General features: G+C 45.8%; 22 protein-coding genes and 1 tRNA gene. 2 read left to right on the top strand and 21 right to left on the bottom strand.

The annotated features are described in order from the left end of the window. Positions 1-14: 14 nt before the first annotated feature. From ACN6NF_RS07285 to ACN6NF_RS07245, 9 genes are all read right to left on the bottom strand, one after another. Positions 15-377, bottom strand: coding sequence for an arsenate reductase family protein (locus ACN6NF_RS07285; RefSeq protein ID WP_474316481.1), 363 nt, complete (start codon positions 375-377; stop codon positions 15-17). A 43-nt stretch (positions 378-420) separates the two neighbouring features. Continuing rightward, on the bottom strand, positions 421-1,377 hold the full coding sequence (locus tag ACN6NF_RS07280; RefSeq protein WP_474317531.1) for an RluA family pseudouridine synthase: 957 nt from the start codon (positions 1,375-1,377) through the stop codon (positions 421-423). Between the two features lie 21 nt (positions 1,378-1,398). Then, complete coding sequence (locus ACN6NF_RS07275; protein WP_016820526.1) at positions 1,399-1,962, bottom strand: cob(I)yrinic acid a,c-diamide adenosyltransferase; 564 nt, start codon at positions 1,960-1,962, stop codon at positions 1,399-1,401. An 18-nt stretch (positions 1,963-1,980) separates the two neighbouring features. Further along, complete coding sequence (locus tag ACN6NF_RS07270) at positions 1,981-2,550, bottom strand: hypothetical protein (RefSeq protein WP_474316480.1); 570 nt, start codon at positions 2,548-2,550, stop codon at positions 1,981-1,983. 100 nt (positions 2,551-2,650) lie between these two features. Next, positions 2,651-2,857, bottom strand: coding sequence for an aspartyl-phosphate phosphatase Spo0E family protein (locus ACN6NF_RS07265; RefSeq protein WP_063209923.1), 207 nt, complete (start codon positions 2,855-2,857; stop codon positions 2,651-2,653). Positions 2,858-2,971: 114 nt separating this feature from the next. Then, positions 2,972-4,183, bottom strand: a complete 1,212-nt coding sequence (locus ACN6NF_RS07260) for an aminotransferase class I/II-fold pyridoxal phosphate-dependent enzyme (RefSeq protein ID WP_474316477.1) — start codon at positions 4,181-4,183, stop codon at positions 2,972-2,974. A gap of 12 nt (positions 4,184-4,195) precedes the next feature. Then, positions 4,196-4,696 carry an Lrp/AsnC family transcriptional regulator gene (locus ACN6NF_RS07255; RefSeq protein WP_013370105.1) on the bottom strand — a complete coding sequence of 167 codons (501 nt, stop codon included), beginning with the start codon at positions 4,694-4,696 and terminating at the stop codon, positions 4,196-4,198. A 143-nt stretch (positions 4,697-4,839) separates the two neighbouring features. After that, positions 4,840-5,226 (bottom strand): spore coat protein, encoded by a 387-nt coding sequence (locus ACN6NF_RS07250; RefSeq protein WP_474316475.1) that lies wholly within the window; start codon positions 5,224-5,226, stop codon positions 4,840-4,842. 30 nt (positions 5,227-5,256) lie between these two features. Continuing rightward, entirely contained in the window at positions 5,257-5,493 is a 237-nt protein-coding gene (locus ACN6NF_RS07245) for a hypothetical protein (protein ID WP_474316474.1), read from the bottom strand. Between the two features lie 114 nt (positions 5,494-5,607). Here ACN6NF_RS07245 and ACN6NF_RS07240 point away from each other — a divergent pair, with 114 nt between their 5' ends. Further along, positions 5,608-6,846 carry an NAD(P)/FAD-dependent oxidoreductase gene (locus ACN6NF_RS07240; protein ID WP_474316471.1) on the top strand — a complete coding sequence of 413 codons (1,239 nt, stop codon included), beginning with the start codon at positions 5,608-5,610 and terminating at the stop codon, positions 6,844-6,846. Between the two features lie 68 nt (positions 6,847-6,914). On the opposite strand, the gene ACN6NF_RS07235 is transcribed toward ACN6NF_RS07240, so the two are convergent. The 4 genes from ACN6NF_RS07235 to ACN6NF_RS07220 all read right to left on the bottom strand — a co-directional run bounded on the left by ACN6NF_RS07235 (position 6,915) and on the right by ACN6NF_RS07220 (position 11,883). After that, complete coding sequence (locus ACN6NF_RS07235) at positions 6,915-8,168, bottom strand: MFS transporter (protein WP_474316469.1); 1,254 nt, start codon at positions 8,166-8,168, stop codon at positions 6,915-6,917. 116 nt (positions 8,169-8,284) lie between these two features. After that, positions 8,285-8,992 carry a hypothetical protein gene (locus ACN6NF_RS07230; RefSeq protein WP_474316466.1) on the bottom strand — a complete coding sequence of 236 codons (708 nt, stop codon included), beginning with the start codon at positions 8,990-8,992 and terminating at the stop codon, positions 8,285-8,287. 55 nt (positions 8,993-9,047) lie between these two features. Continuing rightward, positions 9,048-9,461 carry a DUF350 domain-containing protein gene (locus tag ACN6NF_RS07225; protein ID WP_014599569.1) on the bottom strand — a complete coding sequence of 138 codons (414 nt, stop codon included), beginning with the start codon at positions 9,459-9,461 and terminating at the stop codon, positions 9,048-9,050. 52 nt (positions 9,462-9,513) lie between these two features. Continuing rightward, the gene (locus ACN6NF_RS07220; RefSeq protein WP_474316464.1) at positions 9,514-11,883 is read right to left on the bottom strand and encodes an endonuclease MutS2; all 2,370 of its coding nucleotides are present in this window, start codon (positions 11,881-11,883) and stop codon (positions 9,514-9,516) included. Positions 11,884-12,035: 152 nt separating this feature from the next. Between ACN6NF_RS07220 and ACN6NF_RS07215 the strand changes: the two genes are divergently transcribed. Next, positions 12,036-12,395, top strand: coding sequence for a phage holin family protein (locus ACN6NF_RS07215; RefSeq protein WP_063209932.1), 360 nt, complete (start codon positions 12,036-12,038; stop codon positions 12,393-12,395). A gap of 150 nt (positions 12,396-12,545) precedes the next feature. Here the strand turns inward: ACN6NF_RS07215 and ACN6NF_RS07210 are convergent, their stop codons facing one another. The 8 genes from ACN6NF_RS07210 to ACN6NF_RS07175 form a co-directional block, all read right to left on the bottom strand. Beyond that, positions 12,546-14,570, bottom strand: a complete 2,025-nt coding sequence (locus ACN6NF_RS07210) for a cell division protein ZapA (RefSeq protein WP_474316462.1) — start codon at positions 14,568-14,570, stop codon at positions 12,546-12,548. Between the two features lie 208 nt (positions 14,571-14,778). After that, positions 14,779-17,226: a phenylalanine--tRNA ligase subunit beta gene (pheT, locus tag ACN6NF_RS07205; RefSeq protein ID WP_474316460.1), complete on the bottom strand. Its 2,448-nt coding sequence runs from the start codon at positions 17,224-17,226 to the stop codon at positions 14,779-14,781. 28 nt (positions 17,227-17,254) lie between these two features. Further along, positions 17,255-18,286, bottom strand: coding sequence for a phenylalanine--tRNA ligase subunit alpha (gene pheS / locus ACN6NF_RS07200; protein ID WP_474316459.1), 1,032 nt, complete (start codon positions 18,284-18,286; stop codon positions 17,255-17,257). 448 nt (positions 18,287-18,734) lie between these two features. Beyond that, positions 18,735-20,585, bottom strand: a complete 1,851-nt coding sequence (gene abc-f / locus ACN6NF_RS07195; protein ID WP_474316456.1) for a ribosomal protection-like ABC-F family protein — start codon at positions 20,583-20,585, stop codon at positions 18,735-18,737. 360 nt (positions 20,586-20,945) lie between these two features. Beyond that, positions 20,946-21,983 carry a pectate lyase family protein gene (locus ACN6NF_RS07190; protein ID WP_474316455.1) on the bottom strand — a complete coding sequence of 346 codons (1,038 nt, stop codon included), beginning with the start codon at positions 21,981-21,983 and terminating at the stop codon, positions 20,946-20,948. Positions 21,984-22,247: 264 nt separating this feature from the next. Continuing rightward, positions 22,248-22,318 (bottom strand) — tRNA-Gly (locus ACN6NF_RS07185). Between the two features lie 107 nt (positions 22,319-22,425). Then, positions 22,426-24,567 (bottom strand): bifunctional diguanylate cyclase/phosphodiesterase, encoded by a 2,142-nt coding sequence (locus ACN6NF_RS07180; RefSeq protein WP_474316453.1) that lies wholly within the window; start codon positions 24,565-24,567, stop codon positions 22,426-22,428. 341 nt (positions 24,568-24,908) lie between these two features. After that, positions 24,909-26,012, bottom strand: a complete 1,104-nt coding sequence (locus ACN6NF_RS07175; RefSeq protein WP_474316452.1) for an ATP-binding protein — start codon at positions 26,010-26,012, stop codon at positions 24,909-24,911. Positions 26,013-26,262 lie beyond the last annotated feature (250 nt).

The following is a 26,262-nucleotide window of genomic DNA, read 5'->3' as shown; positions in this document are numbered from 1 at the left end:
AAAATTGGGCTTTACTAAGCTCCCCATGTCCCCTCAAATGTTTCCTCTTTGAATCCTACCGTTACTTTATTCCCATCGGTTACAATCGGGCGTTTAATTAATCTTCCATTCGAGGACAAAAGCGAAATTTGCTCTTCACGGCTCATTTCTCCAAGCCTATCTTTCAGCTTTAACTCTTTGTATACTTCACCGCTCGTATTGAAAAACTTTTTTAACTCCAGCCCGCTTTTTTTAATCAAGTCTTCCAATTCCTCCGGGCCAGGCGGTTGTTCAAAAATAGGAATCAGTTCCGTCTCATGCCCCTTGTTTTGCAGCCATTTCACTGCATTACGACAGGTGCTGCATTTTGAATACTGGTAAACTTTCAGTTGACTCATTGCTAGATTAACCTCCATTTGGTTTCAAACTTTGTCGATTATTTTATTCAGGATATTGAGCCTTTAACAGCTCTTGCATTCTGATCATATCATCCGGCAGAGGAGCGCAAAATGTCATTCGCTCCCCTGCCACAGGATGTACCAAGGACAACTCCGAAGCATGTAGGGCTTGTCGTGGCATTCTCGCATCAAGCTGAACATATCGCTCACGTTGCACAGCGTCATCGGGTGTCATCCGGTACATTTTGTCTCCAATCAACGGACATCCGATATATGTCATGTGCACCCGAATTTGGTGCGTACGTCCGGATTCCAACTTTAGACCGATGCGGCTTCCTCCGTTCCATACTTCCTCTAGCTTATATAGCGTAAGAGCAGGATAACCATCCGGGGTCACCATGCGCAAATGTGGATTATCCGGGTTGCGGTCAATCGGTCCGTCCACCCTGCCTTCCTGCTGCTCAGGGCGTCCATGTACCAAAGCCGTATAGCGCTTGTCCACCGTTCCCGCAATCATCTGTTCGGAAATATGCTGGTGGACATACGGATTTTTAGCTACAACCAGTACGCCCGTCGTCTCCTGATCAAGACGATGAACAGGACGAAACCGAAACAGCTCTCCCTTGGTCTGCCAATAATGCACAACCCCGTTCGCCAGCGTCCCGGTGTAATGACCGTGAGTCGGATGGACAATCATACCCGCCGCCTTGTTCACTACTAACAGATGTTCATCCTCAAACAAAATCTCAAAAGGAATAGGTTCGGGTAAAATATCATCGGAACGCTCGCGCTCCATGCGGATTTCTACTCGATCCCCGGACTTCACCTTTACGCTGATATACACACGTATCCCGTTCAGCATGATCCCCTGTTCGGTCAGCTTGAGTTTGGATATGAGCTTGCGAGAGATGTTCATACGTTTTTGTAGAATGGTCTTCAGCAGCATGCCCTCCTCCTCAGGAGGGATCATATATACAATAGGTTCATAGTACAAGCTCATCACAAATTCCCGATTGCCTCCTTATTTGCGGAACACTTTTTTGCTGCGCACATATTCGACATCAGGTACACCCTGACGTACATTTGCTGTGCGAGCCACAACAAAGAAATAATCGGACAAGCGGTTCAAATACCGACGTACCGCAGGATTGATATCTGTGTGCTTACCTAGTGTAACAGCACGACGTTCCGCACGACGGCAAACTGTGCGGCAAACATGAAGCGTCGAAGATAATGTGCTGCCTCCCGGGATAATAAAGCGCTCCACCTTCGGATTTTCCTCCTGGCATGCATCAATCCAGCCTTCCAGTCGCTCTGCCAGCTCGTCTTTGACCTTATATTTACTTTCACTGATTTTAACAAACGCCAAATCCGAGCCACAATCGAACAGCTCCTGCTGAATTTCTTCCAATTGAGTCCGAATATCCGCAAACTTTTCCCCTTCGGCAAAGCTGATCGCTTGTCCTACAAAGCTGTTCAGCTCGTCAATGGTACCGTACGCCTCCACACGATCGTCATCTTTGGACACCCGACCGCCGATCACAGAGGTTTGTCCTTCATCACCTGTTCTGGTATAAATACCCATATCATTCCATCCCCTTTATCATTCCGTGAGTGCTTTCAGCACCTTAATGGCTTCTTCCTTATTGCTTGTGCGTGGCGGTACGGTAGCAAATAATGTGTTTGAGTTATATTTTAGGCCCTTAAACATCTTCATCTGCTCCACCGGAATTCCGAACAAATGAGTTTCCTTGATTACATCCGTTCCTTCTTCCCCTTGCTCTTTTTTCTTAAATACGCCGCCCTCGAACACACCCCGGGTATACGTCTTTTTGTCAAAGGCATCATCTAAGGGTAGATTCGAGCCATTCTGTCCGTACAACTTCATGTCCTCTTCCGGTAAAAGAAACAAATCATGCTCTCCGGCCGCATATTCTACGACCAGCTTCTGCTGGTTATACAATGGGCTGACTGAAATCTCGATCGTCGGAGCCTGTTCGCCCAGCTTCTCCTTAAGCTTTTGTGCCAGCTCGTCACGAATGACTGAAGCATCCCCTTTATCCATAATAAATATGGAGAAGCTGTCTTTGTCCCGTCCCCCACATCCAGCCAATAGTACAAGTGCTATGATTCCGATGATCCATGGCGATAGCCTTTTTAGCCCTGCTCTCATATGTACGCCCCCTCTTCCATGCCATTAATATATCATAAGTTGTGAACGCAAAAAAAGAAGGCCCTGCGGCCTTCTTCATAGCTATGGTGACTTCACACAGTTACACCCTGCATTCCGTACCATACAGCTTCATGTATTCATTGATTTTCAAATCAAGCTTGCAGCTAATCTCGATGACAAGATCAGAGGTGAAGGACTGCTCTTCCTGAAACGTCCGCATCATCTCATTGCGCAGGAACAAAATTTCATCTTCCAGGGAAATGTCGTATCCTATTGAACTCGGCGACTTATATCCAACATATGACATGAGCACTCCTCCTGTAATTGAAAAATTGAACTTCCTGCTTCCGATTTCAAATTATAGCATAGAAATTTAGAAATAAAAGACTATTTTCTATGAATTACCCATAAAAAAATAATTTTAACCTTCTTTTTTCACTTTTTCTACAAAATGACCAATTCGATCCAAAGCTTCCGTCAGCTGGGTAACAGAAGTCGCGTATGAGCAACGAAGATACCCTTCGCCTCCCAAACCAAACACATTGCCCGGTACAGCCGCAACTTTGGCCTCTGCCAATAGGCGCTGTGCAAATTCATCCGAGCTGAGTCCTGTGCTTTGAATACTCGGGAAAACGTAAAAAGCCCCTCTTGGCTCATGGCATTCCAGACCAATCTCTCTGAATCCCTCAACCATCAGACGGCGACGCTGATTATAGGCTTCTACCATTCGATCTTTCTCACCCATACCATTTCGCAAGCCTTCCAGTGCTGCAACTTGCCCCATAGAAGGCGCACACATGACGGTGTACTGATGGATTTTGAGCATAGCAGCAATCAAATCAGGATGCCCGCAAGTATATCCAATACGCCAGCCGGTCATGGCGAAGGCTTTGGAAAAACCACTGACGAGAATCGTACGATCCATCATACCCGGTACCGAAGCAAAGCTGACATGCTTATCCCCATAATTTAATTCGGCATAGATTTCATCAGAGATGACGATCAAATCATGCTTTTCCACGATTTCCGCAATCGGAAGCCAATCTTCATAAGTCATCGTAGCCCCGGTCGGGTTGCTCGGATAGCATAAAATTAGCACCTTGGATTTAGGTGTAATTTTTGCCTCCAGCGCCTCAGCCGTCAGCTTAAACTCATCCTTGGCAAACGTTTCAATGCCGACCGGAATCCCGCCTCCAATCGAAGTGATTGGAGAATAGGAAATGTAGCACGGCTCAGGCACGAGAATTTCATCGCCAGGTACAATTAAGGCGCGCAACGCAAGATCAATCGCCTCGCTACCTCCAACAGTTACGATAATCTCATTTTTAGGATCATAGCGGACGTCAAATTGCTCATTCAAATACTCACTAATCGCTTCACGCAGTTCTGGCGTTCCCGCATTAGACGTATAGCTGGTGAAGCCTCGCTCCAATGAATAGACACAGGCTTCCCGCATATGCCAAGGGGTTGTAAAATCCGGTTCGCCTACCCCCAGGGTAATAATGTCCTTGTTTCCACCCACCAGGTCAAAAAACTTACGGATACCCGATGATGGGATCTCGCGTACCAATGGGGATAAATAAGAACTCATGGCCTTGTTACTGTCTGTAAATGCTTCTGTTTTGAGATTCATCATGATCTTCCTTTACGGCGAAATCATCAGACGATTATCTTCCTGATGGTCCTCAAAGATAATTCCGTCCTGCTTGTATTTTTTTAGCGTAAAATTAGTCTTGGTAGACAAAACCGAGTCAATAGGCGACAGTTTCTCCGACACAAAATTAGCAACCTCACGGAGATTTCGGCCCTCTACCTCTACCAGCAAGTCATATGCTCCGGACATAAGATAAACAGATTTTACTTGCGGATACAAATAAATCCGTTCTGCAATCCCTTCAAATCCTCTTCCACGCTCAGGTGTAATCTGTACTTCGATCAAAGCGGTAACCTTTTCGTCGTCGACTTTGTCCCAATTGACTACAGCAGCGTATTTGACGATCACATGTTGGTCTTCGAGCTCTTTAATTGAGGTGCGTACATCCTGCTCGTCAACCCCTAGCATAGTAGCCAAAAGGGTCGGTGTTCTTCTTGCATCTTCTTTTAACAATTCCAGTACTTTTAATTTCAATTCATTCAGTTCTGTCATTCTATATAAGGCCTCCATCGAAAGAGATTACTATACATCATACAATACGCACTTTAAACCTGCAAAGAAAAACCGTCCACTCCGGTAAACCCGGCAGATGGACGGCTGTTATGGGAATTTGCTTCAAAAACGGAAAATCCCGTTTACATATAATAAGGGTTATTTTGGTGAGCAGACTGGCCTTGCTGGTGCATCGATTGTCCATATACTCCTGCGGATGCCGACTTTTGCTGAATGAACTGATGGCATTCCTGTTGGGTCTTGCGAGCTTCTTGAATCTGTTTGTCCAAATCGTAGCGCAATGCTTTAGACGGGGTAGAGTACATATTGTTCTGACTCATCAGATGGTACAAATCACCTTGCATACGCAATGTATCATTTGTAAGGTCGGTGAACATCTGACGAACAGAAGGACAATTGGATTCTGTCGTCGCCGTTGTGTACTCGCGCACTGTACGTTTCATATCGGCTAGAATGGTATAGAGCAAATCTTCTTCGGGCATAAATGACATATTGTTTTGTGAATACATCCTGTCTACCTCCTTTATTGGTGATCCAAATTACTGTTGCGGTTGCATAGGAGCAAGCTGCTGATGCTGTTGAAGAGCATTAAAAAGTACATTCAAGTGGTGCTCATGAGTTCTTGCCAGTTGCATACAGGCTTGTTGAATGGCTGGTTGCTGAATAGACGCTGCTGTGGCCGCACATTGTTTGAGCAGTAGTTGTTCATTGGAAATAGAGTCCGCGATGTACTCCAGCTCTTTGCCTGTTAAAGGTTGCATGTTCGTAGATTGCATAATCTCAGTGCCTCCTTAAATGTTTTGTTGCACGCTGGTTATCTTGTCCATTTGGCGAAATACTATGTACGCATAAGAGATACTACATATTACCTATGAGGAGTGCTATTTTATATGGAATTGATAAGCGGGAAAACATATTGGCCTAATACCTTGGAGCAGACGCTTGATTTTCCGCCTTTGGCAGAGGATTTAAATTGTGATGTATTGATTATCGGGGGAGGGATGAGCGGATCCATTTGCTCCAGGTTATTGGGAGAACGACAGGTAGACACCGTGGTTATTGACAAACGCAAGCTGGTACACGGAAGCTCTTCGGCCAATACAGGACTGCTACAATATAGTAATGACAAGACCTTAACCTCTTGCATCCACACGTTTGGTGAAACGAACGGTGTACTGTTTTACCGCATGTGCAAAGATGCTCTGGATCAGTTAGAAATGCTGTCCACCACACTGGATACAGACCCTACTTTTATTCGGCGCAGCAGCCTGTACTATGCAAGTACGTGGGAGGATGTACTGATGCTTCAGAAAGAGTACGAACAGCTAACCCGGTTTGGATTTCCAGTGGAGTTCTGGGATGAGCAACAAGTTGCTGCGCGATTTCCTTTTCGAAAACCAGCAGCGTTGTACACACATGAAGATGCTGAAGTGAATCCATTTTGTTTTGCCCAGGGGCTACTGCAATCTGCCAACCGTCTTGGTGTTCGCTTATATGAGCATACGGAAGCCAAGCATTTTGATTTCAACGATAATGAGGTCGTTTGTCATACAAGCGGTGGAATGATCCGAGCAAAAAAAGTTGTTTTTGCAACAGGTTATGAAACACAAGAGATTAAAGCCGATCGCGGGGCCGTTCTAGAGAACTCTTATGCTATCGTCACCAATCCAATCGAAGATGTTCCCTTATGGCATGAGCAGTGTCTGATCTGGGAAACTGCTCGTCCTTATCTATATATGCGCTCCACTCCAGAGGGACGGATCATTATTGGTGGTTTGGATGAACCTATATTGGACGTCAGCCAGCGCGAAATCAGGCTCCTACATCAACAGCAAAAGCTGCTACAATCGCTAAAGGAATTTTTCCCCGGTGTCCCACTTCAGATCGACTATGCTTGGGCAGCTGTATTTGGTTCCTCTCATGACGGCTTGCCGTATATTGGTCCACATCCGCGTTTTCCAAATTGCTACTTTCTGGAGGGTTACGGAGGGAATGGAGCAGTCACGAGTATGATGGCAGCACAGCTATTGGCTGATGAACTGACGGGCATACACCGACCTGAAATGGAGCTTTATTCTCTGACTCGTCCTACCAAACCCTCGCCCGAAACAACGGAACCGATAATTTAATTGGATACAAAAGAACCTCCTTTTCCTATATAAACGGATTTGGAGGTTTATTGGTATTGAATTTTCAATTATTCGGTTTGCTTGTGCAAGCGTCGTGCATGGGAATGGGACTTGCTTTGCTTTGTTTTTTGTTCCATTTTCAGCACACTTCGCATAAAAATCCACCCAATCACTGGCATCAATGCCAGTCCAATCAACAGCCAGATCATCGCCGTAGGAGCCTTGCTGATACTTAGGACACCCAAGAAAATGAGTGTTCCTGTCAACCGACCTATCATTAAGCATAGTTCGCGCAGTACAACCAGTTCCACTCTCTGATTAGCATCTCCTTCACTCGTACCCATTAGATCAAAGCTCGCAGAGATCATAGGAATTAAATACAAGGGCATGAATAGGGCGGTGCCAATCCCCATAATCAGCAGTGTGCTATACTCCATACGCCACAATAACGGTAAAAGAGCGATCACCAACAGCACAGCACCCAACAGCATACCAGCCGAGCGATGGTGTGGCTTGAGCCATTTTCCAACAGCCCAAAAGCTGAAAAATGAAACCCCCGATGTAATAAGTGAAAACTGTGCTAGCTTCCATTCCTGTTGAGTAACTACATATACGAGCAGCGTAATCAGGAAAGCAAACACTCCTTCACGGATGCCTTGTGTTATAAGCGATAACGACAACGGACGCCACATACTCCCCTTTTGTGACAATCGCTGCTTAGGCTCCTTCCAATTGTACTTTCCTGTCGGTTTACGCTTGCGAAGAAAGAAGCTCAGCACCACTCCTACAACATAAAAGGCCAAGGAAATACTGAATATCACGCGATAACCCGCGTCATCCTCCATGCGTGCAATAATCCAACCAGAGAGCCACGGACCCACTATACCTGAAAACGAGCCCAGCAGACCCACCCATCCGTTAAAATGATCGCGGCTTGCCTGATCCGTGACTTCGAAAAAAATGACATTAAACGCTAGCCAAAATAAACCTAAGGCTGCACCCAACAACATTCCAAGCGGCCATATGTAGTTTACAGCCTGCGGTCCCGTATACAACACGATGAGATAAAATAAACCGGACAATGCAGTTCCCACGCGCAGAGCATTCATTTTGTTATGTTCCTTGACCCACTTTCCAGCTACCCAGACCATAATTCCCAGCGCAATTTGTTGACTGACATTAAACCAGCCGATCATCGCGTAATCCTGCCTGCTTTTCCACAAATACACATTAAGAAATGTGCCGGACAATGCTGCTGCAAACACAAACAATCCATTCAAGCTTAATAGCAGAATGGATTGTCCGTTCAGGTTTGATTTCAATGCAGTTCCCCCTAACGGAAAAATCACCAATCAGCTTATTACGAGCCAGCTTGTTCAAAGATTTCTTTGATTTAACATGCCCGTATTGAGCTTGGACCTATCCGGGGAATCGCTATTTAATTATTGGAAATACCGCTGAGCTTCTCCAGCATTCGCAGTCGGTCATTCTCTGACAAAGTCTGCTGAACATGGAAGCAGCTAGGACACACATAAACATTTAAGACGAACGGCAGATCCAGAACAGGCTTGCCGAGAACTGGAGACATCGATGGTTCGAAGCCTTCTCTGGTTACGGTTTGCGAACCCGCATGCAGCATATATTCTCCACACTGGGAACATTCAAGAACCTCATCTTGTCTGTCGAGTAATTGTTCAGCACCTTGTTCATACGCCATAAGATCCGCACCGCTTTCTTCGAATTTTTGTAAAGTATGCAGCACAGGCAGCTTATGGAGCTCATTATCCTGCAACAACGGTGCATCAGCTGGCTTTTCAGATACGATTTCATCCTCTGCCTCGTATAATATATCCTGCTCGTCATCATCACCGAGCTGAATACTCAATGTACGATAACCCTTTAGGTCTTCTTTTTCATGAGCATGGAGCGGCGGAGTTGCAGAAGCCGCATGATCGTGTGTCACATCTTCATGCCCATCCGTATGTCTGTGAACAGATGGAGAAACAGGCTCAGACTCCTCTTCATCATCGGTGATGTCTGAGTATCCTTTCAGAACATTATGGCAATAAGGACACTCTTCTTCAGGTCCTAATTCTTCATCCCAGATAATTTCCATGTTACACCATGGGCAAATAGTCATTTCCAAGCTTTATCATCCTTCCGTTCCAATGCGTATACCAAGCTCTAGTATACAGGATGTGTCAAGTTACACTCGCACCAATCACATACGATAACGATATTGAAATAATCATGGAGAACAAGCCAACCGCACGGTTATCCTCTTTAATCTCTTGATCGATAGAAAATACCGGTGTCAGAAATTCAAAAAGAAAGTACGCGGCAAGTAGCAGTAAAAAACCAACGAATGACCAGATCATCGTATCATACACGCTGGATTTCGCCTCCATCGCAAAGCGGAGCACGTTGCAAATACCGAACATTTTCCCACCCGTTGCCATGGCTACCGAAACATTGCCTCGCTTGATCTCTTCCCAGCATTTATAACGGGTTACCAGCTCAAAGCAGGACAAAAATACAATTAACTCCAGCACCGCCACGGAGAAATAACCCAGCATCATCCCCAACGGATGTGATAGCAATTCATCAATCGCCATCTTCACCTCGTCCCTCCCGTTCTACCAAGCATTTCCGATCAGCAACCCAGATCTATTCTAATTCAGCAACCGTTACACCCGTGCCGCCTTCATTGTAGTTACCGATACGGTAGCTTTTCACATGCTTATGCTTGCGAAGGTATTCCTGAATACCGGTTCTCAGGACCCCCGTACCTTTGCCGTGAATAATGTATACCTGACCCAGATTGGCCAAAAACGCTTCATCCATGAAGCGGTCCACTTCCATCAGCGCTTCCTCTACGTTTGCCCCCCGAAGGTCAAGTTCGCTTCGCACGTTATGATCTCGTGTGCGCTTAACGCCAGTCACTGGCTTTTGAACCCTTGGAGTAGTCGTTGGGGCAGGTTGCAGCAGCTCTAGATCATCCAGACTAACCTTCATTTTCATGATGCCCAGTTGAACGATAGCTTCCTTGCTGCCAGACAGTTCAACCACGTGACCTTTTTTATTCAGACTGTGAACTGATACTTCATCGCCAGCCATGATGGAACGAGTACGCGGAGTCGCCGGACGTTTGACTGCGCTTTTCTTACGTTGTTTGGGTTCTGCCTCATCCAGTTCTCTACGAGCTGCAATCAGCTTATGCTCCTTAACCGAGGCTCCTTCTTCCTGAGCCAATCTACGCAAATCAGTAATGATTTTCTCTGCTTCACTACGAGCCTTATCCACGAGAACTCTTGCTTCGTCTTCAGCCTTTTCCAACATACGGTCCCGTTGTGACTCCAGCTTATCCAGCTCAGCCTGATGACGAGTACGCAATACTTCCATTTCCTTGCGCAACTGCTCTGCTTTTTCCCGTTCTTGCTCAGCGGTCAAACGGTTCTGCTCCAATGACGCAATCATGTGCTCGACGCGCTGGTCTTCTTCCGTTACCTCACCACGGGCATAGTCCAGTATACGTCCCGGTAATCCCAATCGCTCAGCAATGGCAAAAGCGTTACTTCGCCCAGGTACACCAACCAGAAGGCGGTAAGTCGGGCTTAATGTAGCGACATCAAACTCCATGCTTGCATTAATAATTCCTTTGCGCTCATAGGCATACGCCTTCAATTCACTATAGTGAGTCGTCGCCACCATACGGCAACCCAGAGCATGTATATGCTCCAGAATAGATACAGCCAGGGCCGAACCTTCTGCCGGATCTGTTCCCGCCCCCACCTCGTCAAGCAATACAAGACTTTTGGGTGTCATATTTTTCAAGATGCTAATAATATTCGTCATGTGACTGGAAAATGTACTCAAGTTCTGCTCAATGCTCTGCTCGTCACCAATATCAGCATAGATTGCATCAAATACGCATAGCTGGCTTTCATCCTCAACAGGCACAAACAGTCCAGACATCGCCATCAAACTTAGCAGACCTATGGTTTTCAGGGTAACGGTTTTCCCCCCTGTATTCGGTCCAGTAACGATAATGGAGGTATACGAATTACCCAGCTCCACATCTATAGGAACAACCTGTTCCAACGGAATGAGAGGATGTCTACCCTTTTTCAGCTTCAAGTACCCACGATCATTCATTAAGGGCAGCGTTGCCTTCATTTCACGAGCGAGACGAGCTTTCGCAAAAATAAAATCAAGATTGCCCAAAATATCCACATCATACAGCAACATATCCGCTTGCTCTGCGACAAGTGCGGTCAGCTTTTGTAAAATGACTTCAATTTCACGCTCTTCTCTCAGCCTGGTCTCCCTCAGCTTGTTGTTCATGGCCACGATGGATTCAGGCTCGATAAACAATGTTGCGCCAGACCCGGATTGATCGTGCACAATTCCGCCAAAATAAGAACGGTATTCGGCTTTGACCGGAATGACAAACCGATCTCCACGAATTGTAATCAACTGATCCTGAAGCATTTTGGACACAGTTGAGGAACGAATCATGGAATCCAGCTTTTCACGAATACGCACTTCACCAGAGCGCAGTTCCCGGCGAATTTGTGATAGCTCTGTACTGGCAGAATCCAGCACCTCTGCATTTTCGTCAATACAGCCTTTAATGGAGTTTTCCAAACTTCTTTGTTCCGAAAGCTGCTCACTCCAATACAGCAATGTTTCAACAGGATTTTCCTCATGCAAACTTGTTACATACACCTGTATACGGCGTGCAGCTTGAACTGTTGTCCGAATACCATGTAACTCCTGCGGACTTAACGTTCCTCCAATACGGGCACGCTTCACCGTAGGTGTGATATTCACCACTCCGTTAAATGAAGGCACTCCTTTCAGCCGATCAGCAGCATAGGCCTCATCCGTACCTTTCAGCAATTTCTTGATATGCTCCAAATCATCGCTGGGCTGTAATCGAAGGGCTGTCTGTTGTCCCGTTGCCGTTTGGGCATAGTGACTTAGTTTATTTAGAATTTTTTGATATTCAAGGGTTTTGAAAATTTTAGAGTCCAACTTCACTGCTCCTTTCACTTATATCTATATTATACCGAAAGCAGCAAACTTACGCTATTTGCCAACTCTGCTTTACACATAAGAAAGCTCTTCATGCCATACACTAACCTTTGTCTAACCCTGTTAATTCAAAAAACAAAGGAGGTTATTCCGTGAGCATTCTTGGGCACATTGTACGTTTCATCGTTGCCGCTCTGGTTCTGATGGTCGTAAGCTGGATCGTTCCCGGATTTAGTGTAGGCGGCTTTTGGAGTGCGCTGATCCTTGCCATTGTCATTGCCTTGATTGGCTATATCGTCGAGGCGATATTTGGTCGACGCGTTTCCCCATTTGGACGCGGTATCGTTGGTTTTCTAGTGAGCGCTCTGGTTATCTGGGTCGCTCAATATGTCGTGGCCCATGTTAGTGTTTCGATTATGGGCGCATTGCTCGCTGCATTGGTTATCGGGATTATCGATTTGTTCATTCCGGTATCGACACCGTTTGAAGCTGGGCGCAAGGAAGCAAAATAATTCCGGCAGCTCCTTCCAACATAGCTGTCCCGAAGCAGATTCATCCTGCCCAAGGACAGCTTTTGTCATTAACACTTCTTAAGCGATACCATAAACAAACAATCCCCGGCCATGAGCAGCCGGGGATTGCCTTACAATTATAATCCGTATCTACTGATCCTGTTCGATAAGTTCAATCCATTCATTATACTCGGTTTGAAGCTTGGTATATTCTTCCTTGAGTTGACGTAATTCAGTCGAAATCTTCTCTGCATTTTCTCGGTCTATATCCTGTTGTACTTGTAATAAACGAAGCTGATGAGCTGCCATTTCATATTTTTGACCCACTTCGTCTAACTCAGACTGCAAGGCCATTCGTTCCTGCTCCACGGACTGCTGTTCAGCCTTCGCGGTGTTGGCAGCTTCAACCGCGGAACGAATCTCCTCCTGAAGTTGTTCTTTTTGTTCAATCGTTACTGCTATTTCCCGTTCCCAAGAAGCAAATTCTTCCTTACGGGCAGCATCTTCAGCTTCCAGACGTTCAGCTTCAGCTTTCAACTGATCGTATTTAAGCTGCCATTCTAGAGATGCCTTCTCAGCATGTTCCAGTTCATTTTGCCGGTCATGATTTTCCTGCTGGAGTTGCTTAATATGTTGCTCCAATTGTCCAGCTCGGCTCTTCATGCTTCCATATTGCTCCTGAAGCGATTGATACGCCTTCGCGCCCTCTTGCTCTCGGGCTTGGGCTTTCTCAAGCTCGTCCTGAACACGAATCAGCTCAGGTGATAGCTCCTTAATTTTCGCTTCAAGTTGAACCAGACGTTGCTGCTGTGAAGCATATTTATCATTAGCAGCTTCAACCTCAGCCACAGTCTGCTGCAGTTGTTCCTCTATCGCTTCCTTCTGTTCACGCGCTTCCAGCAGGGAAAGCTCCAACTCGTCGGCTGCCAACTGACGTTCTTCTGCAAGCTTCTTCCATGACTTCTCACTTTCAGCCAGCGTAGCCAGCTCGCTTTGCAGCTTGCGAGAAGATACATGAGCTTGCTCCAGCAGCTTCTGCATCCGCCGCTGCTCTTCCTCCAGTTTAGCCGCCTGCTGCTGCGTAGCCTTGGCTTCATCCACCAATTGATCATACCTGCTTTGCAGTTCTTCACGCGCAAGCGTATCTGCCTGCTCCCGCTCTATTGCCGCCTGTTGCTGTGCTTGCAGCTTATCCTCCAGCTCGGACTGTTGTTGCTCCAATGCTGTAGCCTGCTCTTGAGCCTTCTCCAGACGAGAAGAAAGCTCTGCATTTCCTGCTTGTACTTGTTCTAATTGCTCCTGAAGCTCCTCCATCCGAATCTCCTGCTCCAGTGCAGCTTCCTCGGCACGTTTCTGTGCTTCCTCATGCTGGAGTTTTTCCTCATTTAGAGCCAATTCAGCCTGTTTACGTTCCTGCTCCAGCTGCTCATTCAGCCCGGAACACTTGGTCTCCCATTCGCTTATCTTCTGGCTATGCTCTTGCTGCAAAGTAGATCGCAACTTGTCCAGCTCTATACGCTTTTGCTCCTGATGAGCCTTTTCTGCAGCGGAAAGCTTAGCTTCAGTTTGTTTAGCCGTTTCGGCTATTTCCTTCTTCAATTGCTCTTCTATCTGCCGGACACGCGCATTTGCAGCCTCTTGCTGCTCTTTCAGCTTACGAGAAGCTTCTTGGCGAGATTCTTCCAATTCACGCTTAGCTTGTTTTTGTGCATTTTCAAGTTCAGCCGCTTTTTTCTCCTGCTGTTCAAGCTTTCCCCTTAGTTCGGCAATTTCCTTGGCTGATGCAGATTCGGTCTCCATCAGCTTCTTCTGCGTTGTTTCTTTTTCTTCCCTTAGTTGAACAAGCGCTTGATGCATATCTGTATTTTTCTGCTGCTGTTCCCCTAGAGCCGTCTGGAGTTGGGCCAGATCTCCCCGGAGCTCCGCCCGTTCAGCTGCCAAGCGGTTCATGTGGCTCTGAATCTCCTGGATTTGTACAGCTTCTTCAGCCATATGAACCGCAGCCAGCACGGCAATTCGGGGCATATCCAGACGCGAATGAGCTTGAGAAATGCTGTGCATACGTTCATCTACGTAATTGGCAACCTGCTTCATATAATCACTATTACTGCCGACAAGTTTATAAGAAGTACCGTAGATCTCTACAGTGACGCGAGTACGATCTGGTGTAGTCACAATTATGCCCTCCTTCAATACTACTGTATGTTGATTCTAAGATGTGTCCGGTACTAGGGTAACCCGCCTTCCGTGAAGCGTTCAACCTTATTAGTCCGGCTTCCCCGCAGCGGGTGAATATCAGAGTAGAGAGCTTCTATGATGATAGGCCAAAAAGCCGTATCGAACCTCTGTCACTAAGATTCGATACGGCTTCCCGCATTTCCTGCTACTTTCTCAATTCCGCTCCAAAAGTTTGTTCCAGAGACGTAACGACAGGAGAATGCGCCGCATTAATCTCTTCATCCGTCAACGTATGCTCCCAATGACGATAGGTCAGGGAAATAGCCACGCTCTTCTTGTCTTCACCAAGCTTGCTGCCTGTGAATACATCAAACACCCGTGCATCCTGCAACAGTTCTCCGCCTGCAGCGTGAATAACACGAAGCAGTTCACCTGCCTCGACGTCTTTATTCACCACGAGGGCAATGTCACGTTCCACGGACGGGAAGCGAGCCAGCTCTCTAAACTGAATATGGGAGTTTGCGTGCTCAATGAGCTGTTGTAACGCGATTTCAGCTACATACGTATCGTTCAGCCCATAGGACTGTTGCAGTTCAGGATGAATCTGCCCAATCGTACCAATTCGCTGGGAGCTACCATTCACATCCAGCCATACCGAAGCGGAACGTCCTGGATGGTAGCTTTGTGGTTGGTCAGCCACATAACGAATGCTGGCACTTAGTCCGAAATAATCAAACACCGTTTCAAGCGCACCTTTAATATCAAAGAAATCAACCTTTTCGGCTCCGATGTTCCATTGTTTTTCACGGCGCACTCCAGTCAGCAGCAGACTCAGCACTTGAATTTCCTGCGGCTGGCGGGTTAATGTTTGCTCTTCTGTATAAAATACAGTTCCCATCTCAAAAATCGCCAGATTATCTTGCTTGCGATTCATGTTGTACACCGCTGTATCCAGCATTTGCGGAATGATACTCGTACGCAAAACGCTACGGTCTTCGCTCATAGGCATGGCCAAACGTACCGGATGGCTGCCTTCTGTCAGAGCATTAAATAAAGCTGTGCTTTGCGGATGCACAAAAGAGTAACTGATCGTTTCCTGCCAGCCACCATGAGCCAGTAATCTGCGCAAGGAGCGACGCAGAGATTGCGATGCCGTCAAAGCTCCTGGAGTTGTCGGTCCCTCAATCGGCGTGGTTGGGATATTGTCATAGCCATACAGACGTGCCACTTCTTCGATTAAGTCCACATCAATGGTAATATCTCCACGGCGTGTAGGTACTTCAACTTCCAGCACCCCTTGTTCTGCATCGCCACATCCAAAATGAAGTCTACCCAAAATCGTCTTCACCTCAAGCAGGGACAGTTCGGTTCCCAAATATCGGTTTATTTTATCTAGCGACAGCTTGATTATGTGGTTTTTAGCTTTTGCAGAAGCAGACTCTACGATGCCCTGGTGTACAGTGCCCCCTGCATAACGCTGAATCAGCGCAGCTGCACGATTTACAGCAGGTATAACAGCTCCTGGATCAATCTCTTTTTCAAAACGCAGACTTGCTTCCGAGCGCAGTCCCAGTTGGCGGGATGTTTTGCGAACGGTACCGCCGTCAAACTTCGCAGATTCCAACGCAATGCTGACTGTCGCATCCGTAACCTCGGAATTGGCTCCGCCCATCACGCCAGCCAATGCAATTGGCTTTACACCGTCTGTGATCAGCAGCATATGTGGTTCTAGCTTACGCTCCTGATCGTCAAGTGTAATCAAAGTTTCGCCTGTACGAGCAAGTCGAACTTCAATATTTCCATTTTCCAGCTTATCCGCATCAAAAGCATGCAACGGCTGACCATATTCCAGCATAACGTAGTTCGTAATATCTACGATATTATTGATCGGACGAACACCTGCCGCCATTAGACGGTTTTGAATCCATAACGGGGAAGGGCCCACTTTAACACCTGTGATATAACGCGCTGCATAGTGTGTGCACAGTTCAGGAGTACCTACCTTAACGGACAAATGATCTCCCGCAGCATCGCTAATTTCCACCAGATCCTTAGCAGGGTCAGCGAGCGAAATGTCACGTCCTAGAATGGCACTTACTTCATATGCAGCTCCATGCATGCTCAGGCAATCCGAGCGGTTGGGTGTCAAATCAAAATCCAGCACCTGATCATCCAGGGCAAGCAGCTTCGTAATTGGCGTACCAATTTCAGCATCCTCTGGCAGTACCAAAATGCCTTCCTGCAACTCTTTTGGCAACAGCTTATCATTCATGCCCAATTCTTTGGCCGAGCAGATCATGCCCATGGACACAACACCACGCAGCTTGGCCTTTTTAATATGGAAATCTCCTGGAAGCTTGGAACCTACAACTGCAACGGGTACCTTTTGACCTGCATCCACGTTCTTGGCACCACACACAATTTGCAAGTCTTCTCCCTGACCCGCATCGACAATACACACATTCAGCTTATCCGCATCCGGGTGCTTTTCCTTGCTTTTGACATAGCCTACAACGACGCCAGTAATTCCCTGGTTACGATGTTCGACTCCATCAATTTCAATGCCCGAACGGGTGATTTTTTCTGCCAGCTCCTCCGCACTCACTTGATCCAGTGATACATACTCGGACAGCCATTCGAATGATACTTTCATATGGGTTCACTTCCCTTGATATAGTTGTTTATTGACGCGCAAACTGCTTCAAGAACGACAGATCGCTGTTATAAAAATGACGAATATCGTCAATACCGTATTTCAAAATGGCTATCCGTTCTACACCCATACCGAATGCAAAGCCACTGTACACCTCGGGATCAAAGCCACCCATTTCCAGCACTTTCGGATGCACCATACCACAGCCCAAAATTTCAATCCACACGCGTTCACCGTTTTTCTTTACAAAAGTCACGTCTACTTCAGCACTTGGCTCGGTGAAAGGGAAGAAGCTTGGGCGCAACCGGATTTCGGTCGATTCCCCGAACATTTCGCGTGCAAATTGCAGCAAGGTTCCTTTTAAGTCACTCATACGAATGTCTTTCCCAACTACCAGACCTTCAATTTGGTGGAATTGGAAGGAATGTGTTGCATCGTCATCATCACGTCGAAATACCGTACCTGGACAAATTACCTTAATAGGCGTTTCACCCTTCATCGCCTCCATCGCGCGAATCTGAACCGGTGACGTATGAGTACGCATCAACAGATCCTCGGTCAGGTAAAATGAATCCTGCATATCGCGTGCCGGGTGATTTTTAGGCAGATTCAATGCTTCGAAGTTATAATAATCGGTCTCTGCCTGCGGACCCTCAGCCACTCGATATCCCATACCTGTAAAAATATCCTCGATTTGCTCGATCACTTTGTTAAGTGGGTGAAGCCCGCCTTGCGGCATTGCGCGTCCAGGCAACGTAACGTCGATTTTTTCTGCTTGCAAGCGCTCATTCGTTTCTGCTTTCGTGAACTCGTCCTGCTTACGGTTAACGACCTCTTCAATCGCCTCGCGCACCTCATTGGCTACCTGTCCAACAACTGGACGCTCTTCCGCGCTCAGCTTGCCCATACCGCGCAAAATTTCGGTCAGTGCACCCTTTTTACCCGAATATTTAACTCGTAGATCAGCCAGCTCCTTGGGTGTTGCCACCTTCTCCAATACTTCCAGTGCTTCTTCCTTCAAGGCCAGCAAATGTTCCTTCATTTGGATGGTTTCGCTCATCGCCTGTTCAGTCCCCTTTCTTCATATCCAGCTTTTCAGACAACAAAAAAAGGTCTTTTCTCCCGAAAAGGGACGAAAAGACCGTGGTACCACCCTCGTTAGACAATGAAGTTCAGCTACCCGATGCGTTGCCTTGTGGCAATCAGTACGGGTGATCATTCATGCTATGCATCATCGTCTCGCTCTGCACGTTGTAACGGTCGTGAACCGGTATCCCCTACTTGCACAACCGACATTTACATGACGCTTGAGGTTCAAGGAACTGCTCCGGAGCGAACTTCAACAGCCCAATATTTGCAGAAACGCTCTCAATCCTACGGCGCTTCCTCCCTGTTCAATCGGACACTGTCTACTCTTCTCCATCAAGACATTTTCAAAATACGAACTATTGCTCATTATTATATGCAAACTACTGCACTTTGGCAAGCAGCGCCTATATTTCATTCCTTCAGATATCGGGATCATTCAACTGATCTAGCTTGGCACGAATGCGCCTGATGTCGCTCAAGAGCTCCTCATTTTCTTCATTCGTCCCCGTCATTCCCATCAGTTCGGTAAGACGCAACTGTAATCGAAGACGTTCCTCCCGCTCCTCCTGATCCTTAGGCTCTCGGATACGGCTCCGTTCATCTTCTTGTTTTTCGTCGGCCGTCCCTTCATAGATTTCATATCCGCCGCCCGGCTTCATATCGAGTAACCGAGTTGCCGTACAACGCACCAGCTCCCGGTCATGCGAGACGAGTACCAACGCCCCATTATATCGGCGTAAAGAATCCTCTACAATTTCACGGGTTTCAATGTCAAAGTAATTCGTCGGTTCATCCAGCACCAGCAGATTGGCTCCACTAAAGTACAGACGCAGAAAAGCTACCCTGCATTTTTCTCCCATACTGAGCGTTCCGATCCTTTTGAATACGTCCTCTTTGGCAAATAGAAAACAGCCCAGCACCGTTCTCGCTTCTGTTTGGGTCATTGTTGGGAGTGCAAGTAGACTGTCGAGCAACGTCTGATCCTCCGGAAGCTGCTCCAACTCCTGTGAAAAATACCCGATGTTCAACTGTGGGTTGGCTGTTATTTTTCCCGTCTTCGGTTCGAGCTGACCTGTTAATAACCGAAGCAGCGTGGTTTTGCCAATTCCATTGGGCCCCCGAACAGCCAATCGATCCCCACGTGCAACGTTCAGATTTAGATTTTTCACGATGACATGGTCTTCGTAGCTAAAGTCAACCTGCTCAGTACGCAGCAAATATTTAGCCTGAAACCCGCTGTCACTTAATTTCATGTGCAAAGACGGAGCTTCACGCGGTTGCTCTACCCTGTTAGCCTCCAGTCGCTCCAGTTCCTTCTCCTTCGCATGATAACGGGAAATATTTTTTTTAGCCTTGGCCTTGTAAAAACTCTGCGTAATGGCCATCTCAACCTTGGATGCGCCACGATGCGCCTGCTGAAACCATTCCCAGTAATTTCGAATCGTTTCCTCCAGCGCCTGTCTCGCCAGTTCCTGCTTCCGATAGCTCGTCTCCTGCTCTCGCAGTTCCCGCTCCTTTTGCTCTTTATATTCCTTATAACCGCCTTTATAGCGCTCAATACCTGTGGATGTAAGCTCAACTATACTCGTAGCCACCTGATCCAAAAAGGCTCTGTCATGCGATACAAACAGCAGTGTTCCAAGATACGAGGACAGCCACTGCTCCAGCCAGAGCAAGCTTTCAGCATCCAAATGGTTTGTTGGCTCATCCAGTACCAGCAGCTTGGGCTGCCTGACCATCAGGCCAGCCAGTCGTACTCTCGTCTTCTGTCCGCCACTCAGATCACCATAAGCAATGGACCACGTCTGTGCAGGCATTCCCATTCGGGTGAGCGCCTTTTCCACCTCAGACTCCCAAGCAAAGCCTTGCAGGCGTTCGTATTCATCCATCAGCTCGCCGTAACGCTCCAGTTGCTGCTCCATATCCTTTCCATCATCGGCTAGATCAGCTTCCAGCTGTCCCAACGCTTGCTTGAGACGCCAATGCCTAGGGCTGGCCTGCTGTGCGGCCTCCAGTGCGGTTAGAGACCCATCCACCGTATCCTGTTGCTTCAGCCAGCCGCGTTCTTCCAGCGGCAAATCATGCTCTACTTGACCAGAGGTTGGCGCTTCATCTCCCAGTAATATTCGCAATAGTGTTGTTTTACCTGCTCCATTTCTTCCAAACAGCGCGAGCCGTTCTCCTTCCATCACATCCAGCGACACATTCTCAAATAAAGCTGTCCCGTTCCATTCTTTGACTACATTGCGAACTCGCAAAATGGTTTTCATACCACGATCATCCTTTCCCAGTCCGGCTTTCACACCAGAAGCAATAAAAAAGCCGCAGAAGGCTGCGGCTTGCATACGGGAATATAGAATGACTGTTATGAATTGTTTCAGAACTTATGCATATGAAAAATAACACCGCGAACGAAAAAAACAAATCCCGTTTCGGAAATATACGCATACGTCCCTACTTTCATTTCAGACACACTTCTCCCGTTGCAGCTTGCAGCCGCCTGCCAGTAACGTGCAGTTGAGTAGGAAAATCAGTGTGCTTACTTCATCGGACGTATGGTTACCTTCCTTTTTATGGGATACTTACTTGCAGCCAGTATAGCAGATCACAGTATTTTTGCAATACCCGTTTTATTTTCCAAACACCAACGTTGTATTGGACGAACCTGCATACTTAGTTACGAATTCTTTAGTATATTCAGGAGTTTGAACTTGATAGCTGTAGTTCTTGCTCGGATTCCATCGGGTCACAGGCGATTTTTGTTTGGTGATAGCTGGAAAACTACCTACATCTTTGAATTCCCCATTGGCTTTATCATCCAGAATACCACCCTTTTCGCTACCTTTTCCAAAATAATTATTTTCGGAATAAATTCGTGCATTGGTTGCTATTGTGTAAGCCAACTGAAAATTATTAATATAATTATTTTTCACATGAAAATATCCATATCTCATCAGACCTGGACCACGTACAAGTAAGTTTTCAAAATAATTATTGGCAATCGTAATATGGGGCATGCCATCATAATTTTTATTGCTGTCATCAGGATAACCCAGAATAAGGCCATATTTATGATTAGCAAATTTGGAGTTGCTAATGGTTACATAATCAGCCGATTGCCCTATGTACAAAAGCTTGTCCAGATCCGAGCCATTTGCATTATAATTATGACCTGCAAAAGTAACATGATCAATCCAATAATTTGTGCCCGCCGTAAGATATAGCTGGATATCATCGTTACCATTAATGCTGGCACTGTGCTCAAAAGTTAAATTTTGAAAGATCACATTTCCCGAGTTAGCTGTTGTTTTTAAATGAATATTGACTAGCTTATTTTGCGCATAAGAGCCGATTAGCGATTTGTTAGAACCGATATTGACCACAGTTTTAGAAGAAGCAGAAATATTCTTTTCGATGACCAGAATTTTGGGAGTTGAATCCCCTAGCTGATTTTTCAATTCGTTTAGATTATTAATGTAGATGACCTGACCATTTTTGCCCCCTGTTGTAGCAGGCTTTAAAGCTCCAGTTTCGCTTTTAGCCTGTCCAGCAAAACCAAACATGCCATTCGTTGACGTATTTGGGAAATCAGTTGCAGCGAACGTAGCACTTGCTGAGAAGGTAAAAAGCACAAAGGCTAAAGCTATAAGAAAAGAGATTTTTCTCATCGCAGCTACACCATCCTTCTTTTATATTAAATTCCAATTATGAGACTATACTTTTTTCGTAAAATGGTAAATAGTTCTATTTATCTGTTTATTTATAGCATATAAGAGAAATATTTAATATTGTATTATTTAACAGCGTGAAAATAGTTCGTAGGAACACAAAAAAGCCGGGATTCCTCATTGGTATCCCGGCTAAAATATATTTTATTGAAAACAAAATAAAAACCCTTGAATCACAAGGGTTTCAAAATTTTTAAAATCGTAAGCGGGTGATGGGAATCGAACCCACGCTATCAGCTTGGAAGGCTGAAGTTCTACCATTGAACTACACCCGCATTATATAACATCTTGATTCTTATGTATGACATGCACAAACCTTTGTCAACTAACTGAATCAGGATGGTATTTAGTATAACTTACCTTTCTGCAAAATGCAAGCATACTACACGCCATCCTGAGCCAGCCAATTCACAGGTTTACGTAAAAACAATTTCTCAAAAACTTCTGCCGGAATGGGGCGGCTAAAGTAATACCCCTGCCCTTCATGACAATCCTGCGCCTGCAAAAATTGAAGCTGCTCCTCATTCTCCACCCCTTCAGCCGTAACCTTCAGCTTCAAATGGTGGGCCATAGAGGCAATGGTAGATACAATGGCCGCATTTTTGCTGTCAACCAGCACCTCATTTACAAAGGAACGGTCAATTTTCAGACGATCAATCGGAAGATTCTTCAAATAATGCAATGAGCTATAGCCTGTTCCAAAATCATCAATACTGATTGCAACACCGATAGCCTTTATTTTTTTCAACTGTTCAAAGGCTCGGTCCTTATCAAAAGTCATACTTTCGGTAATCTCCAGTTCTAAATAGCGTGGGTCCAGTTTCGTATAGGCCAATATTCCCCGAATGACATCCACCAGTTTTTTTTGCTGAAATTGGCGCATGGATAAATTAACCGAAATCGGGATCGATGGATACCCCAGTTCCTGCCACTGCTTATTTTGGAGACATGCCTCACGCAACACCCATTCCCCCAAGGGCACGATTAGGCCACTTTCTTCAGCTACGGGAATAAAATCACCCGGCATTACCATCCCGCGATGAGGATGATTCCAACGCACCAGCGCCTCCAAACTCGTTAGCTCGCCACTTTGCAGGTGGACACGTGGCTGATACACCAATGAAAACTCTTCATTTTCAAGCGCTCGCCGCAAATCATTCTCCAACTGGAGCCTTTCATGCGCTCGCATCTGCATCGCACTAGCATACCGCTGAAAATTCACTCCTTGCTCCTTGGCACTATGAACAGCAGTATCCGCCTGCTGAATAAGTTGTTCACTCTGATTCGCATCCGACGGGTACAAAGCTATGCCAACGCTCACCATCACATGATAAGACTCCCCATTAATATCAAAAGGCTGATCGAACAGCTTCACCATATCATCTATGCGATTTCGCATGGCATCTGAATCCTCGTAGCCCATTAGAAGAAAGGCAAATTCATCTCCACCCATGCTAAAGACTGCTTCACCTTCACGGCAAAAATGCCCCAAACGTTCGCCTACCGCATACAGCAAATAATTGCCTGCCGTATGCCCAAGCGAATCATTAATCGCTTTGAAGCGATCAATATTTAGCACTAAAAGCGCTACTGTCTCATCAGATTTCAATGAATTGCGCAATATTTTATCCAAGCGTTGGGAAAGACGCCGCCGATTGGGTAGGCCTGTTATATCATCGTTATAAGCAATATGATTAAACTCAGATTCTGCCGCCTGTTTTTCCCGATAAGGTACCAGAACCATAAGCCTGACCAGACCGCTCAACAGATTATAAAACGCAATCACGTTAGTCAAAAGTCCTATAAGATGATTGATATCACTCATTTGCTCAGAAAATAAATAGAACAACTGACTCACTACGCACAGCCCGATCCCACGAACCATAAGCAACATGCCTAACTCTGCGGGGCGGACTTTCCGATATTTTCGTACTCCAAAAATAAATGTAAGCATCAGCAGTAACATGACAACCAGATTCAATGTCCAACCCAGGTTGCCTAATTCGTACCGTATACGTAGATCCGGTAAGCCTGCATCATATGCCTTAATAACTCCTAGAATCAGCAACGTACAGCCTATCCCTGCCCATAAAGCCACTGTCTTGTATTCAGACTTTGTCTTTCTAAATGGGAGAGAACAAACGAATAGAAGCATGACAGAGGTAAAGGCACGATTTACAAACAGTAGCCACAACGAAATGCCCGGAGACAAAGCAAGGTCCGTCAGGCTTACGAAACTAAACGAAACGATATGAACCAGATAAAGCAGACCAGCCACCAGAAACGTTGGGGCAATAAGAAGTCTCTGCCAAGTTAACTGTTCCAGCAAAACGGACCAAGATTGATAAAAAATAGAAAAACAAACCGCCGCACAAGCAAACCCTATAATCGGATATAACAAGAAAAATACATTGTAGGAGTATATTTTATTCAAAGTTACGTGAAATAACTGAACTAAGACAAACAAAACTATGGCGGCAATACCAATGCCTATCGATTTTTTTACTTCCAGCCGTATATTCATTCAGCCTCTTCAGCCCCCTGCATATCGGAAATTCCGATCATCTAAGACGTTCGACAGCTTTGGAAGCCGTTGTTTAAGTCTATAGTATCAAAAAAAATGTTGTATTCTGGTATATAATAGCATTTAATCTGTGAAAGGTGAATCATTTTTTTGTTCTATATCCATGAATTTATTTTCGCATTTGCGCAAATACACGAGCTTACAGTACCAAAAAAGCGCATCATCTTTTCAGATCATGCGCTTCAGACGACATTTTTCAATTAGGTGATACCTATACCCCAACGCTGCACACCACAACAGAAATAGTATGTACAGGATCCCTCTGCGAAAATCTCACCATATTAGACTACAGGAAGTGTGATTTTAAATTGTGTACCGCTTCCATGCTTACTGTCTACATGAATGAATCCTCCGTGATTTTTGATTATACGATAGCTCACAGCCAATCCCAGGCCGGTTCCACTTTCTTTTGTTGTAAAAAAAGGATCAAATAAACGCGATAATGTATTGTGATCCATGCCTAACCCGTTGTCTTCAATGCAGATGTGGACATAAGAGCCCTCAAGCACTGTATGGATAACAATGAATCCCTCTCGTTCCCCGCTGATGCTTTCAATGGCATCCATCGCATTTTTAATCATATTGAGGATAACCTGCTTAATCTGCTTCACGTCAATGGAAACCTTCATGAGCTCATCATTTTCATCCAGTGCGATCTGGCAGCCCTTCATCAACGCCTCGCTTTCTGTCAGCATCACTACTTCTTTCAACAGTCCCATCACAGATACAGCCGTTTTTTGCGGAGCCGAAGGCTTGGACGAATTTAAAAACTCGTAAATAATGTCGTTTGCACGATCAATTTCGGTTAAAATAATGCGAGCATACTCATCCCTGCCCAACTCCACCAAGTGCGGCCGAAGCAATTGAATAAAACCCCGGATTGCAGTAAGTGGGTTACGGATTTCATGGGCGATAGAGGCTGAAATACGTCCCAACATTGCCAGCTTATCGTTTTGATACGCCGTCTGCTCAATCTGCTTATAATCCGACACATCCTTTACACTAAACAAAAAATCGCCATCCATCTGATCACCGTAGGTCACTGTTATCAACCAATGCCGACCATACTCATCAATCAACTCGTGATAGCGCTTTCTATGAAAGATAGTTTCTTTGTAAATCCGCATGATTTTCTTCTTCTTAAACCGACTTAACTCAGGATGATGCAAAATTTGCATCAGGTTGCGACCCGCAAGCGAACTACGTGGTAACTCCAGTAATCTCGCCATTTGCACGTTAATAAAGGTCAGTACCCCGTCACTGTCAAACAGCATGATACCACTATCCAGGTTCTCCAGTACATTTTCATACTTATTATTGGCGATCTGTGTGGAAGGGCAAGCTCCCACGGTATCAAGCAAGGCTTCTTGGAATTCACTGATCATGCCAGGCTTCCCCCTTGTATCGGAATGATAAACTGGCCGTATCGGACGTGTAATATTCTTGAAGAAGAGAAAGGTATCTATCGATTACCCTTCAAATGGTGTAGAAAACAGTTTCAATCAACTCCGACCATTTTTTGCGATTCGAGTCTTATTTTATGATAGACAACATTAAGGATCACAGTCAATCGGAAAAAGTGTCGAATCCACATTTTTATCCTATTTTCTTTCGTCATAATATCTGCGCAACTTA

Source organism: Paenibacillus sp. TSM33, assembly GCF_056099025.1.
The sequence above is the reverse complement of the archived record's forward strand: the minus strand, read 5'-3'. Positions and strand labels throughout refer to the sequence as shown.

Coding starts and splice junctions, on each gene's coding strand:
- ACN6NF_RS07245 (WP_474316474.1), bottom strand. CDS start 5,493: ATGCAATCTACGAACATGCAACCTTTAACAGGCAAAGAGCTGGAGTAC.
- ACN6NF_RS07270 (WP_474316480.1), bottom strand. CDS start 2,550: ATGAGAGCAGGGCTAAAAAGGCTATCGCCATGGATCATCGGAATCATA.
- pheT (WP_474316460.1), bottom strand. CDS start 17,226: ATGAAAGTATCATTCGAATGGCTGTCCGAGTATGTATCACTGGATCAA.
- pheS (WP_474316459.1), bottom strand. CDS start 18,286: ATGAGCGAAACCATCCAAATGAAGGAACATTTGCTGGCCTTGAAGGAA.
- ACN6NF_RS07275 (WP_016820526.1), bottom strand. CDS start 1,962: ATGGGTATTTATACCAGAACAGGTGATGAAGGACAAACCTCTGTGATC.
- ACN6NF_RS07260 (WP_474316477.1), bottom strand. CDS start 4,183: ATGAATCTCAAAACAGAAGCATTTACAGACAGTAACAAGGCCATGAGT.
- ACN6NF_RS07180 (WP_474316453.1), bottom strand. CDS start 24,567: ATGAATATACGGCTGGAAGTAAAAAAATCGATAGGCATTGGTATTGCC.
- ACN6NF_RS07190 (WP_474316455.1), bottom strand. CDS start 21,983: ATGAGAAAAATCTCTTTTCTTATAGCTTTAGCCTTTGTGCTTTTTACC.
- ACN6NF_RS07225 (WP_014599569.1), bottom strand. CDS start 9,461: ATGGCGATTGATGAATTGCTATCACATCCGTTGGGGATGATGCTGGGT.
- ACN6NF_RS07240 (WP_474316471.1), top strand. CDS start 5,608: ATGGAATTGATAAGCGGGAAAACATATTGGCCTAATACCTTGGAGCAG.
- ACN6NF_RS07280 (WP_474317531.1), bottom strand. CDS start 1,377: ATGAGCTTGTACTATGAACCTATTGTATATATGATCCCTCCTGAGGAG.
- ACN6NF_RS07250 (WP_474316475.1), bottom strand. CDS start 5,226: ATGTATTCACAAAACAATATGTCATTTATGCCCGAAGAAGATTTGCTC.
- ACN6NF_RS07285 (WP_474316481.1), bottom strand. CDS start 377: ATGAGTCAACTGAAAGTTTACCAGTATTCAAAATGCAGCACCTGTCGT.
- ACN6NF_RS07255 (WP_013370105.1), bottom strand. CDS start 4,696: ATGACAGAACTGAATGAATTGAAATTAAAAGTACTGGAATTGTTAAAA.
- ACN6NF_RS07175 (WP_474316452.1), bottom strand. CDS start 26,012: ATGATCAGTGAATTCCAAGAAGCCTTGCTTGATACCGTGGGAGCTTGC.
- ACN6NF_RS07265 (WP_063209923.1), bottom strand. CDS start 2,857: ATGTCATATGTTGGATATAAGTCGCCGAGTTCAATAGGATACGACATT.
- abc-f (WP_474316456.1), bottom strand. CDS start 20,585: ATGAAAACCATTTTGCGAGTTCGCAATGTAGTCAAAGAATGGAACGGG.